Here is a 15,554-nt window from a genome sequence, read left to right as displayed (position 1 = left end):
GGCGGGGTCCCGGGCGGCAGCCCCGTGGGGTCGGCTGCGGGGTCGGCCATGGGGTCGGCTGCGGAGTCGGCCGGTGGCTCGGTGGCTCTCGCGGGCCCCGCGGAGCCTGCGCGCGGGCACTCCCGGCGGCTCTTCATCGCGCGGACCGTGGCCGCCGGGGCCACCGCCGTGGCCGCCGGAACGGTCGGTTACGGGACGTACTCCGTACTGCGCGGGCCGCGGCTGAAGCGGATCACCGTACCGCTCGCCAAGCTGCCGCGCCGGGCGCACGGCTTCCGGATCGCCGTCGTCAGTGACATCCACCTCGGGCCGATCCTGGGCCGCGCCCATACCCAGCGGATCGTGGAGACGATCAACCGCACCAGCCCCGATCTCGTCGCCGTCGTCGGCGACCTGGTGGACGGCAGTGTGGCGGACCTCGGCCCGGCCGCCGAGCCGTTGCGCGGGCTGAGGGCCCGCCACGGCAGCTACTTCGTCACCGGCAACCACGAGTACTACTCCGGCGCGGACCAGTGGGTGGACCACGTGCGCGAGCTGGGGTTGCGGCCCCTGGAGAACGAGCGCACCGAGCTGGCGGGCTTCGATCTCGCCGGGGTGAACGACATCTCGGGCGAGGACGAGGGCCACGGCCCCGACTACGGCAAGGCGCTCGGCGACCGCGACCCCTCGCGCGCCTCCGTGCTGCTCGCCCACCAGCCGGTGATGATCCACGAAGCGGTGAAGGCGGGCGTCGACCTCCAGCTGTCCGGCCACACCCACGGCGGTCAGCTGTGGCCCGGCACCTACGTGGCGGAGCTCGCCAACCCCACCGCCGCCGGTCTCGAGCGGTACGGCGACACCCAGCTCTATGTGACCCGTGGTGCGGGCGCCTGGGGACCGCCGGTACGGGTCGGGGCGCCGCCGGACGTCACCGTGGTGGAGCTCGCCTCGACCCGCGCCTGAGTGCCCGCCTGTCCGGTCTCAGCCCCGCGCCTGAGTGCCCGCCTGTCCGGTCTCAGCCCCGCGCGTGAGTGCCCGCGCATCCCCGGCCCTCGGACTGGCCCTCAGAACCGTGCCCGCGCCTCCGCGTCCCGCCTCACCGGCTCCGGGGCGCCCGCTGACGGGCCGCCCGCCGCCCGCTCCCCCGCGACCGGCTCCTCCGGCTCCCCCGGCTCCCCCGCGACCGGAGCGGACCGGTCGGTGGCCTGGCCGCCAGCGGCCGGTACGCCAGCGGCCGGTACGTCGGCGGCCGGTCCGCCCGTGGCCGGTACGCCAGCGGCTCGTACGGCACGGGCGTGCGGCAGCGTGGCGTTGCGGATCCCCGAGACGCGGTCGTGCGGGGCGAGCCGGTGCGGGTGGCGCAGGGTCTTCCACGCGCAGGTGGCCGTCAGCGCGAGCCCGGCCATCACCGCCAGCAGCTCGACGTTGCCGAGGGTGTAGAGGACCGACTCCATGCCCTGCGCGCCTGATTCGCGGATGGTGGCGATCTGCTGGTAGCGCCACGGCTCGTTGAGCAGGGTCAGCGTGGCCAGGAACAATCCCGACAGGAACGGCATCACCCACACCGCGAGCAGCAGCGCCCGCAGGATCAGCCGCCAGGCCACGAGCGGGCCGCCGTCCTCCGCTTCCAGCCGCAGCAGCAACAGCCGCTTTCCGGGCGTAGCGCCGCTCGCCAGCGGCAGCAGGACGAACCACGCCACGAAGATCGCGACGGGCAGCCATGCCGGGGCCGTTCCGCCTTGCGCGGTCATCACGACGGTGGCGAATACCGACACGACGACACATCCGGCCAGATCGACAACGAGCGCCGTCAGCCGCCGTCCGAACGGCACCGGGCGCGCCGCCAGCGCCCGTCCGTCCAGCGCCTCCAGCGTGGGCAGCATCCGTGCGACCGGTCCGGCCAGCAGCCAGCCGATCAATGCCCCCGAGGTGTTGACGATCAGGTCGTCCACGTCGAAGAGGCGGTACGGGCAGTCGTAGAGGCCCCATATCCCGGTCCACTGCGTCAGCTCGAAGGACAGCGAGACCGCGAGGCCGATCCCGGCGGTGGCGCGCAGCGAACGCCCGAAGTGGTAGCGCAGGAAGACGCCGAGCGGCAGAAGCAGCAGCAGGTTGAAGACGGTTCCGGCGACGGCGGGGTTGTGGAGGACGAGCGGGTTGAGCCCGATCTTGTGGTGCGCCTCCTTCCAGATGTCGCCGAACGTGTTGCCCGGGGTCAACTGCGGATGGGCCACCAGCGCGAACCGCTTGCACATGTCGGCGGTCTGCTTCGGCAGCGGCACGATCGTCATGCAGTAGGCGGTGAGCAGGTAGTAGAGGAAGCCGTAGAGCGACAGCGTCCGCCCTGGGGACATCACGCCGTGACGGCGGTAGAGGACGACAGCCGTCGGCAGCAGCAACACCAGTGCCAGCAGCGGGAAGAGAGCGGCGGCCGTCTTGATCGGCAGAACGTACGCAGTGGCCATGACACATGACTATACGCCATGTGTATACACGGCATGTATAGCTCGTGTGTAGAACCGGTGCTGAGGTGCAGCAGAGCCGTGCCGAGCCGTGCCGCGCCCAGCCGTGCCGAGCTGCGCAAGGAGCCGTTCCGAGCCGTGCCGAGCCATGCCGAGCCGTGCGTGCCCCACGACGAGGGCGAAGCCCCACGACGAGGGCCCCGCTGCCCGGATGTCCGGGAAGCGGGGCCCTCGTGCCCAGGCTCCGTGGCTCGGCTCAGAAGCGGCGCGTGATCAGCGCGCGCTTGACCTCCTGGATGGCCTTGGTGACCTCGATGCCCCGCGGGCACGCCTCGGTGCAGTTGAAGGTGGTGCGGCAGCGCCAGACGCCGTCCTTGTCGTTCAGGATCTCCAGCCGCTGCTCACCGCCCTCGTCACGGGAGTCGAAGATGAAGCGGTGCGCGTTGACGATCGCCGCCGGGCCGAAGTACTGGCCGTCGTTCCAGAACACCGGGCACGACGAGGTGCACGCGGCGCACAGGATGCACTTGGTGGTGTCGTCGAACCGCTCGCGGTCCTCGGCGGACTGCAGCCGCTCGCGCGTCGGCTCATTGCCCGTCGTGATCAGGAAGGGCATCACATCGCGGTACGCCTGGAAGAACGGCTCCATGTCCACGACCAGGTCCTTGAGGACCGTGAGCCCCTTGATCGGCTCGACCGTGATGGGCTTCTCCGGGCTGATGTCCTTGATCAGCGTCTTGCAGGCCAGCCGGTTGCGGCCGTTGATCCGCATGGCGTCGGACCCGCAGATGCCGTGGGCGCAGGAGCGGCGGAAAGTCAGGGTGCCGTCCAGGTCCCACTTGATCTTGTGGAGACCGTCGAGGACGCGCTCCTTCGGATCGATGTCGATCTGGAAGTCCTCCCAGACCGCCTGGTCCGAGACCTCCGGGTTGAAGCGCCGGATCCGGAAGGTGACGGTGATCAGGTGCGAGGCGGTGGCGTCGGCCGCCTCGGGCGCCTGGTCGGACTTCTCAAGCGTGGGGGTGCTCATCAGTACTTACGCTCCATCGGCTGGTAGCGGGTCTGCACGACCGGCTTGTAGTCGAGGCGGATGGACTCGGAGCCGTCCGCGCCCACCTCTCGGTACGCCATGGTGTGCCGCATGAAGTTGACGTCGTCGCGGTTCGGGTAGTCCTCGCGGTAGTGGCCGCCGCGCGACTCCTTGCGGGCCAGCGCCGAGACGGCCATGACCTCGGCCAGGTCGAGCAGGTTGCCCAGCTCGATGGCCTCCAGCAGATCGGTGTTGAACCGCTTGCCCTTGTCCTGGACGCTGACGTTCTTGTAGCGCTCGCGCAGGTGGCCGATCTCCTCGACGGCCTCCTTGAGCGTCTGCTCGGTGCGGAAGACCATGACGTTCTTGTCCATGGTCTCCTGCAGCGCCTTGCGGACCTCGGTGACCCGCTCGGTGCCGGTGGCGTCACGCAGGTTCTCCACCTGGGCGCGGACGAACCCGGCCGGGTCCTCCGGAAGCTCGACGAAGTCGGCCTTGGCGGCGTACTCCGCGGCGGCGATGCCCGCCCGGCGGCCGAAGACGTTGATGTCGAGCAGCGAGTTGGTGCCCAGGCGGTTGGCGCCGTGCACCGAGACGCAGGCGACCTCGCCGGCCGCGTACAGGCCCGGGACGACGGTGTCGTTGTCCGACAGCACCTCGCCCTGCACGTTGGTCGGGATGCCGCCCATCGTGTAGTGCGCGGTCGGCTGGATCGGGATCGGGTCCGTGTACGGCTCGATGCCCAGGTACGTCCGCGCGAACTCGGTGATGTCGGGCAGCTTGGCGTCCAGCTGCTCCGGCGGGAGGTGGGTCAGGTCGAGGTAGACGTGGTCGCCCTCGGGCCCGCAGCCGCGGCCCTCGCGGATCTCCGTGTAGATGGAACGGGAGACCACGTCCCGGGAGGCCAGGTCCTTCATGACCGGCGCGTACTTCTCCATGAAGCGCTCGCCGTCCTTGTTGCGGAGGATGCCGCCCTCACCGCGGGCGCCCTCCGTCAGCAGGATGCCCATGCGCCAGATGCCGGTCGGGTGGAACTGGAAGAACTCCATGTCCTCCAGCGGCAGCCCGCGCCGGTAGGCGACCGCCTGGCCGTCACCGGTGAGGGTGTGCGCGTTGGAGGTCACCTTGAAGAACTTGCCGCAGCCGCCCGAGGCGAAGACGACCGCCTTCGCCTGGAAGACGTGCAGCTCACCGGTGGCCAGCTCGTAGGCCACCACACCGGCGGTGCGCTTGACCCCGTCGACCTCGGTGAGCAGCAGGTCCAGGACGTAGAACTCGTTGAAGAACTCCACACCCTCCTTGACGCAGTTCTGGTACAGCGTCTGGAGGATCATGTGGCCGGTGCGGTCCGAGGCGTAGCAGGACCGGCGGACCGGGGCCTCGCCGTGGTTACGGCTGTGGCCGCCGAAGCGGCGCTGGTCGATCGTGCCGTCCGGGGTCCGGTTGAACGGCAGGCCCATCTTCTCCAGGTCGAGGACCGAGTCGATGGCCTCCTTCGCCAGGATCTCGGCGGCGTCCTGGTCGACCAGGTAGTCACCGCCCTTGATCGTGTCGAAGGTGTGCCACTCCCAGTTGTCCTCCTCGACGTTGGCGAGCGCGGCGGCCATACCGCCCTGCGCGGCGCCGGTGTGGGAGCGGGTCGGGTAGAGCTTGGTGAGCACCGCGGTGCGGCTGCGCTTGGTCGACTCGATGGCCGCGCGCATTCCGGCCCCGCCGGCGCCGACGATGACGGTGTCGTACTTGTGGATCTTCATGAGTGGATACCTCAGCCCCGGGGCCTAGCGGATGTTCGGGTCGAAGGTGAAGATCACCAGAGTGCCGAGCACGATGGTGAATCCTGCCGCCGTGTAGAGCAGCGCCTTCAGCCACAGGCGGGTGTTGTCCCGCTCCGCGTAGTCGTTGATGATCGTGCGCAGGCCGTTCGCGCCGTGCAGCGTGGCGAGCCAGAGCATGATCAGATCCCATGTCTGCCAGAACGGCGAGGCCCAGCGGCCGGCCACGAAGGCGAAGCCGATCTTGGTGACGCCGCCGTCCAGGACCAGCTGGATCAGCAGGTGGCCCAGGACCAGGACGACCAGCAGGACGCCGGACAGGCGCATGAAGAGCCAGCCGTACATCTCGAAGTTCGTACGGGTCGACCTGGGCGTCTTGCGGGTACGGGCCCGCGGCGGCTCGATGACCGGGGCCGGATGATCCACGTCGTACCCGGTGACCGAGTCGCTCGCGGGGGTGGTGGTCTCGGCGGACATGTGCGTCAGCTCCCGAACAGTTCGCGCAGCGTGTGCTGGAGGACCGGGTAGAAGGCACCGGCCATCAGCACGACCCAGATACCGACGACGGCCCAGAGCATCTGGCGCTGGTACTTCGGCCCCTTGGACCAGAAGTCCACGGCGATGACGCGGAGGCCGTTGAGGGCGTGAAACAGGATGGCGGCCACCAGGCCGTACTCCATCAGGTTTACGACGGGATTCTTGTACGTCGCGACGACCTTGTCGTACGCCTCGGGCGAGACGCGGACCAGCGACGTGTCCAGCACATGTACGAACAGGAAGAAGAAGATGAGGACGCCGGTGACTCGATGAGCCACCCAGGACCACATGCCTTCCCGGCCGCGATACAGCGTTCCAGCCGGCACGGAAAAACCCTCCGGAAGCGGGATTGGGGCCTGCCGGCTTCGCGGTCGGTCGGGCCCGGCCGGGTACGGTCCACCGGCCCTGGCCATGGTACCGACGCGGTGTCGGTGCGGCCGCCCGGGGGGCTCAGGTGTGATCGATCGGACGCGTACGGGCGCTCTATGCGATGCGGAACCCCGGCATTCGCGGCAAACAGGGCTGGCTCGAGGCCAGCCGGACGAGCCGACCGCGGGCGATGCGCCGCAGCTCCTCGGCGGTGTTGTCCCGCTCCGCCTCCCGCTCGTTGCCCAGCCGGTCCCGGATTCCGCTGAGCAGCCGGTCGAGCCGTTCCTCGGGCCGCAGGTCATCCAGGCAGATGACGAAAACGTGACCGAAACGATGCTCATAGGCGTCGTGGGCGGCCTGGAGCGCGGTGTGGGCGGCGAGCGCCCCCAGACTGTCCGCGGGCGGCAGCTCATGGCCGACGACCGACTCGTCCGCGAGCGCCTCGTCCAGATCGGCGGGGGTGAGGTCGTAGCTGGCCTCGTCCCCGGCGGCCAGCAGCGCCTCCAGATCGGGGTACGGGCGGTGGGCCGCGATCAGCCGGGCCCAGCGGCGGCTGCCGCAACAGGAGAGCAGCGCGGCCTCGGCCGCGCCGGCGGGGGCGTGGTTGAACCGGTCGAGGCGGGAGGCTGTGGCGCGGAACCTGGACCTGGACAGCGTGGACTCCTCGGACACGCGGGGGACACGCGGGGAAGGGACGCCCGGGAGGGGCGCGGGAGACGTGGCGGGGCGTGTGGGCGGTACACGTTAACGACTTACCGGGGCGGGTGTGGCGGAGGGGATGCGATATCACCCGAACGGGGACGTTTTGCTGCATGTGATGGACGGCATTCGGGACGAGTGTGTTTTTCGCCGGAAAATGCGCTGGAACGCCGTCACCGATGCGCGTGGGAAACGGCCACCGGGGCGCGGTCACGGGAAGGCCCACGGAACACGTGAGCCGGGCAAGGTTCACCGGGACCCGTGGGCCCAGGGTTCACCCGGGGTGCGGTGGGCCGGGCAAGGTTCACCCGGGACACGTAGTCCGGGCAAGGTTCACCCGGGCGCGGTCGCCGGGAAGGCTCACCGGGACGCGTTCGCCGGGACGCGTTCGCCGGGACGCGTTCGCCGGGACGCGTTCGCCGGGAAAGGCTCGGCAGGGGCACGTGGCGGGCATACGCCCAAGGCGTGCGACCGCGGCGAGAAGAACCACCCCGCGAGCGCCTGACGGCGCCGGACGGCGCCGGACCGCTCCCGAAACGGGGAGGCGCAGAGGAGGGACACAGCCATGGGACTGCCGCTCAGAGCGACCAAGGCGGCCCGCGTCCGCGGTCTCGCCGCCGGCGCCGCCGTCACCCTCGTCCTGACATCCCTCGGCTGTCAGACGGAGACCGGCCGGCACCCGTCCGGCGCCCGCCCCTCGGCGCACACCGCGACCGCCACATCCGCGACCACCTCCCCGGGCCGGTCCCCCTCGGCCGTCCCGCCCCGGGGCGCGGCCTCCGCACCGCCCCGCACCATCCCGTCCGTCCGCGACTTCACCCCGGCCTCGGGCCCCGGCTGGCGGCCCGGCAGCGGCAGCCGGGTGGTGGCCGACCCGCGGGGCCCGCTCGGTGACGAGGCCCGCATGATCGCAGCGGAGCTGGGGCTCCGTACCGCCTCCGGCCCCGCCCGCCGCGGTGACCTCTCCCTCGTCCTCGCCCGGGGGCAGAGCGGCGGCCGTGAGGCGTACACGCTGACGGTCGGCGACGGCCGGGCGCGGATCACCGGTCCGGCCGACGCGGGCGTCTTCTACGGCACCCGCACCGTGAAACAGGCCCTGCGCTCCGGCGGACGGCTCCCCGAGGGCGTGATCCACGACCGGCCCGGCCGCCCACAGCGCGGCCTCAACCTGGACATCGCGCGCAAGTTCTTCACGGCCGGGTGGATCGAGGCGCGGATGCGTCAGATGGCCGATCTCAAGCTCAACCAACTGGCCCTGCACTTCTCGGACGACCAGGGCTTCCGCATCCAGAGCAGCTCCCACCCCGAGATCGTCTCGCCCCAGCACCTCACCAAGGCCCAGGTCCGGCAGATCGTCGCGCTCGGACAGCGGCTGCACATCACCGTCATCCCCGAGATCGACTCGCCGGGCCACCTCGGCGCGGTCATCAAGGCGCATCCGCAGCTCCAGCTGCGCAACGCCGGCGGCACCACGTTCCAGGGGTCCGTGGACATCTCCAAGCCGGCCGCGGCCCGCATCGTCGATCAGCTGATGCGCGAGTACGCCCCGCTCTTCCCCGGCAAGTGGTGGCACCTGGGCGCCGATGAGTACCTCGCGCTCACCGTCAAGGATCCGCAGGCGTCGTTCCCGGGGCTGGCGGCCGCCGCGAAGCGGAAGTACGGCCCCAGCGCCCGGGTGCAGGACCTGGTCACCGGCTGGCTGAACGACCGGGCACGGCTCGCGCGGCAGCTGGGCAAGCAGCCCAAGGCGTGGAACGACGGCTTCTTCACCGGCGTCGTCGTCAACCCCGACAAGAACATCGAGGTCGAGTACTGGACGGGACGGCTGAAGGAGACCGCCCGGCAGCCGCTGGAGTATCTGCGGGAGGGCCGGAAGGTGGTCAACCTCAACGACGCGTACCTCTACTACGTGCTCGGCGAGCCCAGCGGTTTCACCTATCCGACCGGTGAGCGCATCTACGAGGAGTGGTCCCCGGCGGTCCTGCGCGGCTCCACACCCATCGCCGACAAGAGCCTGACCGGGCCGAACCGGGTGCTCGGTGCCCGTTTCGCGATCTGGGGTGACCACCCCGAGGCCCAGACCCCGGCGCAGGTCGCCCAGGGCATCCGGCTGCCGCTCGCGGCGCTGGCCCAGCGGGTGTGGGATCCCGGGAAGCCGCCGCTGAGCTGGTCGGAGTTCACCCGGCTCGCCGAGCGGCTCGGGGTCTGACAACCGCTCGCACCGCACCTGACCAGGGAAAACGCAAGGGGGCGAGGCGGAAGCGGAGACCGGGCGGCGCGGGAGGAAGAAGGACGGTCGGGGCCGCCACCCCCCACAGGAGAGGCCCCGACCGTCGTCCAGGGAGAGCCCGTGAAGGGCTCGTACTTCTTACAGCGTCGCACGCCTCGATTGCGTCACACCTCCCCTTGCGCGAAAACCGGGGACGTCACCCCGCGCCCCGGGGCCGGTTCCGCTCTGGACTTGACCGGTCGGATGCCCGTAACGTGCAGGTCCGCGCTCTGGGCGCGGGCAGAGGCTCATTTTCTCGCGTGGCCTGGAGCGGGCCACGTTCCCAGGGGGACTCCAAGACCATGTATCCGTGTGGGAACTGCCGCGCTGTCGCCGTCGGCCCCGACGGTCGCTGTGCCGCATGCGGAACCTACCAGCAGCAGCTCCAGCAGCCGTCGGCCCCGCTCCAGACGCCGCAGACGCCCGGCGGCTACCCGGCCGCCCCGCCGATGGGCATGCCGGCCGGCGGGGTCGATCTGCGGCGCGGACTTTCCACCACGCTCATCGTGCTGTTCGGTGTGGCGCTGCCGGCGCTGATCTTCGTCCTGGTGGGCCGGGGCGACCAGTACGGCGTCATCGCGGACATGGTCGACAGCGGCTGGGCGACCGACCGGACCCTCAAGGACCTGGAGGACGCGGACGACGTCTACACGACGGGGGCGGTCCTCTACTTCTTCATCATGGTCGCGATCGCCGTCGTCTGGGCGATCTGGTTCCGGCGGCTGCGGCTGAACGCCGAGGTCTTCGCGCCCGGTCGGCACCGTTTCGGCAGCGGTTGGGCGGCCGGTGCGTGGTTCACCCCCGTCGTCAACCTCTGGTTCCCCAAGCAGATCGCCAACGACATCTGGCGCGCCAGCTCCCCGAGCGGGCCGCACGAGGTCCGCCGGGGACTGCTCAACGCGTGGTGGGTGACCTGGATCGTCGCCGCCGTCGCCAACGCCATCGGAACGATCCGCTACAACGCCCTGCGGGCGAAGACCGATGACCACCTGATGAGCTACGCCGAAGCCAAGAGCAACCTGGGGGAACTGCGCGACATCCTCGCGGTGGAGGTGTTCGCCACTGTCGTCCTCATCGCCGCGGCGGTCCTCGCGCTGCTGCTGGTCCGGCAGATCACCGCGATGCAGGAGCGGCGCGCCTCGCTGCCGCCGCAGCTGGCCGGCCCGGCCCCGTACGGCATGCCCGCGCCGAACCCGTACGGCGTCCCGTCCCCCGGGGCCGCGCCGTACGGTGCCCCGGCACCCGGGTCCGCGCCGTACGGTGCTCCCCAGATGCCGCCGACCCCGCCGACCCCGCCACCCGGCCGGCCCGGGCAGCAGCCGCCGCCCTACGGGCAGGGCTAGCCCGCGGTACGCCGGGATCGACCGGACCACGGATTCTCCGAGTGGGGCAGGAAGAGAGCGTGCAGGGGGACGACGCGGAACTGACCGCCGCGGTGAGCGCGGCGCAGAGCGGGGACGAGACCGCATTCCGGACCGTGTACCGGTCCGTGCACCCTCGTCTCCTCGGCTATGTGCGCACGCTGGTCGGTGAGGGGGACGCGGAGGACATCACCTCCGAAGCCTGGTTGCAGATCGCCCGCGACCTGCACCGGTTCAGCGGGGACGCCGACCGCTTCCGCGGCTGGGCGGCCCGGATAGCCCGGAACCGCGCACTGGATCACATACGGATGCGCGGGCGCCGCCCGGTGATCGGCGGCGATGAGTCGGAGCTGGAGTTCCGCGCGTCCGACGCGGACACGGCCGGTGAGGCGATGGAGGCCCTCGGCACCGGCCGGGCGCTCGGGCTGATCGCCCAGCTGCCGCAGGACCAGGCCGAGGCGGTGGTGCTGCGGGTGGTCGTCGGCCTCGACGCCAAGAGCGCGGCCGCGGTGCTGGGCAAACGGCCGGGTGCGGTGCGCACCGCGGCCCACCGGGGTCTGCGGCGGCTCGCCGATCTGATCGGGCCGGTGACCGGGGGCGATCCGGCGCTCGACGGGGTCCCGGGGCAGCGTGAGTCACAGGGCGGCGGCGCAACCAAGCCGAGTGTGGCGAAGTCTGCTGGTGTGACGGATTCACGCGCGCCAACGCAGAAGGACATGTGATGGCCGAAGACCACCGCTACAGCTGGCTGGATGACAGTGCCGCGGAGCGGTTGCTTCGCGGCGAACCGGTCGAGGGGCAGCCCGGAGCCCCGGGCGGCCGGGACGGCCAGTCATATGCCGAAGCGGAACGGTTGGCGGCCGTGCTCAGCGCCGTCGTCGGCGCGGCCCGCCCGGCGGCCCCCTCCGGCGCGTCCCCGCTTCCGGGTGAGGACGCGGCCGTGGCCGCCTTCCGCGCCGCCCGTGCCGAGGCCCAGGCGGACGCCGTGGCCGGGATGGACGCCGCCCGGCGGCCCCATCGGGGCCGGTGGCCGGGCCGGCGGCAGCCGCGGCTGCGCCGCCCGCTGCGCGCGGGCATGGTCGCGGCGGTGGCCGGGTGTGCGCTGAGCGGTTTCGCGGTCGCGGCGGCGGCGGGGGTGCTGCCGACGCCGTTCGGCCAGGGCGATGACACGCCGGGCCCCTCGGCCAGCATGCCGGAGACCGGCCCCGGCGGGGAGTCGGTCCGGCCGGAGATCTCGGAGGACGGTGTGTCGACGTCGCCCGCCCCCAGCGGTTCGGGCGACAACGATGCCAGCGACGTGGGCGCGAGCGGCGATCAGGGCGGAAGCGCCTCCTCCGGTGCCCCGGACGACGACACGGGCGCGGGCCAGGGCGAGCACGGCAGGGCGGACAACCCCTCGTCGGGCGGCTCCTCGAAGGGAATCCCGGGCGTTCCGGCATGGGCGCTCGACGTCTGCCGCCAGTACCTGGCATCGGAGTCGGGCGGGGGCGCGGAGCTCGACAAGAAGTCGCTGAAGAAGCTGGCCAGGGCGGCCGGCGGCATGTCCGCGATCAACGGCTACTGCGGCCGGGTCCTCGGCGCGGACGGTACGGGCACCCCGCGCACCGACAACGGTTCGAACGGCAACGGCAACGGCGGCAACGGGAACGGGAACGGGAACGGCGGCAACGGGAACAGCGGCGGCGACACGGGTGCGGACGGCGGCGGCGATACGGGAAATGACGGCGGGGGCGGCGGCTCCGACCCCCTGCCCCCGCCCCCTCCGGCCGACGACACCACCGGTACGCCGGGCGACACCACGCCATCGACGCCGGGCGACTCCGTGACGTCGACGGACCCCACGGCGCCCACGGGTTCACCTGCCTCGGGTGACCCGGCCACCGTCGCGGAAACGAGTGCCGGCTGAGGCTCCGGCACTCAGGTGTGACGTTTTTGCGGGCGGTGACGCTGTAAGAAACGGGCCGACTGGTCATCGGCCGCGCGGGAGCCGAGGTTCCCCCCGTACCGACGGCTCCGCGCATCCGGCGCGGGCAGAGCACGTTCCCCCGGCTCTGCCCGCGCCGCTCCCGCTCCTCTTCTCCGCTCGGCTTCGCCTTGTGCCCGTTCGGGCGCTTCGGCCTGCCCCGCTACCGCTGGGGAGGCGCCCCCGGCCGCGCTACTTGTAGACCACGACCTTGTCGCCCGCCTTCACCTGGTCGAAGAGCGCGGCGATCTTCTTCTTGTCCCGGACGTTCACACAGCCGTGCGAGGCGCCGCTGTAGCCGCGGGCGGCGAAGTCCGCCGAATAGTGCACCGCCTGACCACCGCTGAAGAACATCGCGTACGGCATCGGGGTGTCATAGATCGTCGATACGTGGTCCCGGCTCTTGAAGTTGACCTGGAACAGCCCCTCCCGGGTCGGGGTGTACTCCGAGCCGAAGCGCACGTCCATCGCCGACACCACCCGGCCGTTGACCATCCAGGCCAGGGTGCGGCTGCTCTTGCTGATGCACAGCACCCGGCCGGTCTTGCACCGCGGATCCGGCTTGGCCAGCGGAAGGGTGGTCGGCGGATACAGCTCGTCGCGGGTGGGCGTCCTGGTCGCCGAGCGCAGTGAGGTCCAGGTGCGCTGGTCCACCGAACCGGTGGCCGTCAGACCGTGGCCCCGCTGGTAGGCGCTGACCGACGCCTGGGTGATGGTGCCGAAGTAGCCGGTGGGGTTGCGCTGGAAGAGGCCGAGTGCGCGCAGCCGCGCCTGGAGCTCGCGCACCCGGTCCCCGCTGGTGCCGAAGGGGACGACGGGTGGGGCCACCCTCGGCGCGGTGCGCCGCGGGGCGGCCGGCGTCGCGGCGCGCGGCGGGTGCACCACGGCCTTGGCCTTGGGCGTGGCCTTGGGCTTGGCCGTGGGCTTGTGGGTGAACGTGCGATGCGGCCGGGGCGTCTCCCGCGCGGGTGCGCTCGTACTGGCCAGGGCCCGGGGCCCGTCCTGCCCCCGGCCGTCCACGGTCGCTTCCCCTGCCCGGCACCCCGCGACCAGTGCCGCCGCCGTGGCCGTGGCCAGCGCCGTGCCGACCACCGCTGTCCGGTGCATCTGAACCCCCCACTCCACTGATCTTCTGCCCTGAATGCTTCCCGAGGCTGCCACGGGGCGAACCTCGACGCATGCTGTGTAGGAGGCCCCCTAGCGGAAGAGGACCCGGTATCAGCCATCACATCAGCCATCACAGAGGGGTGAACCCATGGCGCGTGAGTCCGAGTCGGGATTCCCCATCGACCCGGTGTACGGGCCCGGGGCGCTCAGCGGCTGGGATCCGGCCGGGCGGCTGGGCGAGCCGGGGGAGTACCCCTTCACCCGCGGGGTCTATCCGACGATGTACACCGGCCGCCCCTGGACGATGCGCCAGTACGCGGGGTTCGGCACCGCCGCCGAGTCCAACGCCCGCTACCGGCAGCTGATCGAGCACGGCACCACCGGACTGTCGGTGGCCTTCGACCTGCCGACCCAGATGGGCTACGACTCCGACGCCCCCCTCGCGCACGGCGAGGTCGGCAGGGTCGGCGTGGCCATCGACTCGATCGAGGACATGCGGGTGCTGCTGGCGGGCATCCCGCTGGACCGGGTCTCGACCTCGATGACCATCAACGCGCCCGCGGCCCTGCTGCTGCTCCTCCACCAGCTCGTCGCCGAGGAGCAGGGCGTGGCCGGGAGCCGGCTGACCGGCACCATCCAGAACGACATCCTCAAGGAGTACATCGCCCGCGGCACCTACATCTTTCCGCCCGGCCCCTCGCTGCGGCTGGTCGCGGACACCTTCCAGTACTGCCGGGCCGAGCTGCCGAAGTGGAACACCGTCTCGATCTCCGGCTACCACATGGCCGAGGCCGGGGCCTCGCCCGCGCAGGAGATCGCCTTCACCCTCGCCGACGGCATCGAGTACGTCCGTACGGCCATCGCGGCGGGCATGGACATCGACGACTTCGCGCCCCGGCTCTCCTTCTTCTTCGTCTCCCGCACCACGCTGCTGGAGGAGGTCGCCAAGTTCCGTGCCGCGCGCCGGATCTGGGCGCGGGTGATGCGGGAGGAGTTCGGCGCCCGCGATCCGAGGTCCCAGATGCTGCGGTTCCACACCCAGACCGCGGGGGTCCAGCTCACCGCCCAGCAGCCCGAGGTGAACCTCGTGCGCGTCGCGGTCCAGGGCCTGGCCGCCGTGCTCGGCGGCACCCAGTCCCTGCACACCAACGCCTTCGACGAGGCCATCGCCCTCCCCACCGAGACCTCGGCCCGGCTGGCGCTGCGCACCCAGCAGGTGCTGGCGCACGAGACCGATGTGACGGCGACCGTGGACCCCTTCGCGGGTTCCTATGCCGTCGAGTCGCTCACCGACGCCGTCGAGGAGGCGGCCGTCGGCCTGCTGCGGCGGGTCGAGGACCTGGGCGGCGCGGTGGCCGCCATCGAGCGGAACTTCCAGAAGGAGGAGATCGAGCGCAACGCCTACCGGATCGCCCACGAGACGGACGCGGGGACGCGGGTGGTGGTCGGCGTCAACCGCTTCCAGCTGGAGGAGGAGGCGCCGTACGAACCGCTGCGGGTGGACCCGGAGATCGAGGCGCGGCAGCGCGACCGGCTGGCCCGGCTGCGCGCCGGGCGCGACCGGTCGGCGGTGAGCGCGGCGCTGTCGGCCCTGCGGAAGGCCGCCGGGAGCGAGCCGGGCACGGCGGGCACGGCCAATGTCCTGTACCCGATGAAGGACGCGCTCGCGGCGCGGGCCACGCTCGGCGAGGTCTGTGACGCGCTGCGGGAGGTGTGGGGGACATACCAGCCGGTGGACGCGTTCTGAGGGAGCCGTTGGCGGCCGTTCTGAGAGAGCCGTCGGCAGCCGGGCGGACGGGGCCGTATCCGGGCCGTTGTCAGGGGTTTGGGTGACACTGGAGCCATGTCGTCGTCACCCCGCCGCACCTGCCCGGTCTGCACCCGTCAGATCGCGGTCGTCGGCGGGCGCTTCGCCCGCCACGACCCGCCGGGGCGGCGCTCCGGCTATGAGCTGATCTCCTGCCCCGGGCTCGCGACCCGGATGGCGCCGCTGCTCACCCAACCCC

Annotated in this window: 13 protein-coding genes; 6 read left to right on the top strand and 7 right to left on the bottom strand. The window is 71.7% G+C overall.

What is annotated here, in order from left to right:
- A partial coding sequence (locus AXW62_RS05140) for a metallophosphoesterase (RefSeq protein ID WP_169808113.1) occupies positions 1-942 on the top strand: 942 nt, incomplete at its 5' end.
- A 101-nt stretch (positions 943-1,043) separates the two neighbouring features.
- Here AXW62_RS05140 and AXW62_RS05135 read toward each other — a convergent pair.
- The 6 genes from AXW62_RS05135 to AXW62_RS05110 all read right to left on the bottom strand — a co-directional run bounded on the left by AXW62_RS05135 (position 1,044) and on the right by AXW62_RS05110 (position 6,821).
- Positions 1,044-2,444, bottom strand: a complete 1,401-nt coding sequence (locus tag AXW62_RS05135; RefSeq protein ID WP_079115482.1) for a VanZ family protein — start codon at positions 2,442-2,444, stop codon at positions 1,044-1,046.
- Positions 2,445-2,697: 253 nt separating this feature from the next.
- Positions 2,698-3,471, bottom strand: a complete 774-nt coding sequence (locus AXW62_RS05130) for a succinate dehydrogenase iron-sulfur subunit (RefSeq protein ID WP_030828686.1) — start codon at positions 3,469-3,471, stop codon at positions 2,698-2,700.
- Positions 3,471-5,225, bottom strand: a complete 1,755-nt coding sequence (gene sdhA, locus AXW62_RS05125) for a succinate dehydrogenase flavoprotein subunit (RefSeq protein WP_060943436.1) — start codon at positions 5,223-5,225, stop codon at positions 3,471-3,473. The genes AXW62_RS05130 and sdhA overlap by 1 nt, the downstream gene beginning before the upstream one ends.
- A gap of 24 nt (positions 5,226-5,249) precedes the next feature.
- Positions 5,250-5,720 (bottom strand): succinate dehydrogenase hydrophobic membrane anchor subunit, encoded by a 471-nt coding sequence (locus AXW62_RS05120; protein ID WP_030828691.1) that lies wholly within the window; start codon positions 5,718-5,720, stop codon positions 5,250-5,252.
- Positions 5,721-5,725: 5 nt separating this feature from the next.
- The gene (gene sdhC, locus AXW62_RS05115) at positions 5,726-6,106 is read right to left on the bottom strand and encodes a succinate dehydrogenase, cytochrome b556 subunit (protein WP_037645798.1); all 381 of its coding nucleotides are present in this window, start codon (positions 6,104-6,106) and stop codon (positions 5,726-5,728) included.
- A gap of 157 nt (positions 6,107-6,263) precedes the next feature.
- The gene (locus AXW62_RS05110; RefSeq protein ID WP_060943435.1) at positions 6,264-6,821 is read right to left on the bottom strand and encodes a 2-oxo-4-hydroxy-4-carboxy-5-ureidoimidazoline decarboxylase; all 558 of its coding nucleotides are present in this window, start codon (positions 6,819-6,821) and stop codon (positions 6,264-6,266) included.
- 592 nt (positions 6,822-7,413) lie between these two features.
- Between AXW62_RS05110 and AXW62_RS05105 the strand changes: the two genes are divergently transcribed.
- From AXW62_RS05105 to AXW62_RS05090, 4 genes are all read left to right on the top strand, one after another.
- Positions 7,414-9,057, top strand: a complete 1,644-nt coding sequence (locus AXW62_RS05105; protein WP_060943434.1) for a beta-N-acetylhexosaminidase — start codon at positions 7,414-7,416, stop codon at positions 9,055-9,057.
- Between the two features lie 362 nt (positions 9,058-9,419).
- Positions 9,420-10,460 carry a DUF4328 domain-containing protein gene (locus AXW62_RS46605; protein ID WP_079115481.1) on the top strand — a complete coding sequence of 347 codons (1,041 nt, stop codon included), beginning with the start codon at positions 9,420-9,422 and terminating at the stop codon, positions 10,458-10,460.
- A 59-nt stretch (positions 10,461-10,519) separates the two neighbouring features.
- Positions 10,520-11,200: an RNA polymerase sigma factor gene (locus AXW62_RS05095; RefSeq protein WP_060943433.1), complete on the top strand. Its 681-nt coding sequence runs from the start codon at positions 10,520-10,522 to the stop codon at positions 11,198-11,200.
- Positions 11,200-12,384 carry a hypothetical protein gene (locus AXW62_RS05090; protein ID WP_060943432.1) on the top strand — a complete coding sequence of 395 codons (1,185 nt, stop codon included), beginning with the start codon at positions 11,200-11,202 and terminating at the stop codon, positions 12,382-12,384. The genes AXW62_RS05095 and AXW62_RS05090 overlap by 1 nt, the downstream gene beginning before the upstream one ends.
- A gap of 249 nt (positions 12,385-12,633) precedes the next feature.
- On the opposite strand, the gene AXW62_RS05085 is transcribed toward AXW62_RS05090, so the two are convergent.
- Complete coding sequence (locus AXW62_RS05085; protein ID WP_252368503.1) at positions 12,634-13,548, bottom strand: L,D-transpeptidase family protein; 915 nt, start codon at positions 13,546-13,548, stop codon at positions 12,634-12,636.
- A gap of 148 nt (positions 13,549-13,696) precedes the next feature.
- Between AXW62_RS05085 and AXW62_RS05080 the strand changes: the two genes are divergently transcribed.
- Positions 13,697-15,295: an acyl-CoA mutase large subunit family protein gene (locus AXW62_RS05080; RefSeq protein WP_060943431.1), complete on the top strand. Its 1,599-nt coding sequence runs from the start codon at positions 13,697-13,699 to the stop codon at positions 15,293-15,295.
- Positions 15,296-15,554 lie beyond the last annotated feature (259 nt).

The sequence above is a fragment of the Streptomyces hygroscopicus subsp. hygroscopicus genome (assembly GCF_001553455.1).
In the GTDB taxonomy this organism is placed as follows: domain Bacteria; phylum Actinomycetota; class Actinomycetes; order Streptomycetales; family Streptomycetaceae; genus Streptomyces; species Streptomyces hygroscopicus.
This window is presented reverse-complemented; position numbering and strand designations above follow the sequence as displayed.

Coding starts and splice junctions, on each gene's coding strand:
- AXW62_RS05135 (WP_079115482.1), bottom strand. CDS start 2,444: ATGGCCACTGCGTACGTTCTGCCGATCAAGACGGCCGCCGCTCTCTTC.
- AXW62_RS05085 (WP_252368503.1), bottom strand. CDS start 13,548: ATGCACCGGACAGCGGTGGTCGGCACGGCGCTGGCCACGGCCACGGCG.
- AXW62_RS46605 (WP_079115481.1), top strand. CDS start 9,420: ATGTATCCGTGTGGGAACTGCCGCGCTGTCGCCGTCGGCCCCGACGGT.
- sdhA (WP_060943436.1), bottom strand. CDS start 5,225: ATGAAGATCCACAAGTACGACACCGTCATCGTCGGCGCCGGCGGGGCC.
- AXW62_RS05080 (WP_060943431.1), top strand. CDS start 13,697: ATGGCGCGTGAGTCCGAGTCGGGATTCCCCATCGACCCGGTGTACGGG.
- AXW62_RS05090 (WP_060943432.1), top strand. CDS start 11,200: ATGGCCGAAGACCACCGCTACAGCTGGCTGGATGACAGTGCCGCGGAG.
- AXW62_RS05130 (WP_030828686.1), bottom strand. CDS start 3,471: ATGAGCACCCCCACGCTTGAGAAGTCCGACCAGGCGCCCGAGGCGGCC.
- AXW62_RS05120 (WP_030828691.1), bottom strand. CDS start 5,720: ATGTCCGCCGAGACCACCACCCCCGCGAGCGACTCGGTCACCGGGTAC.
- AXW62_RS05105 (WP_060943434.1), top strand. CDS start 7,414: ATGGGACTGCCGCTCAGAGCGACCAAGGCGGCCCGCGTCCGCGGTCTC.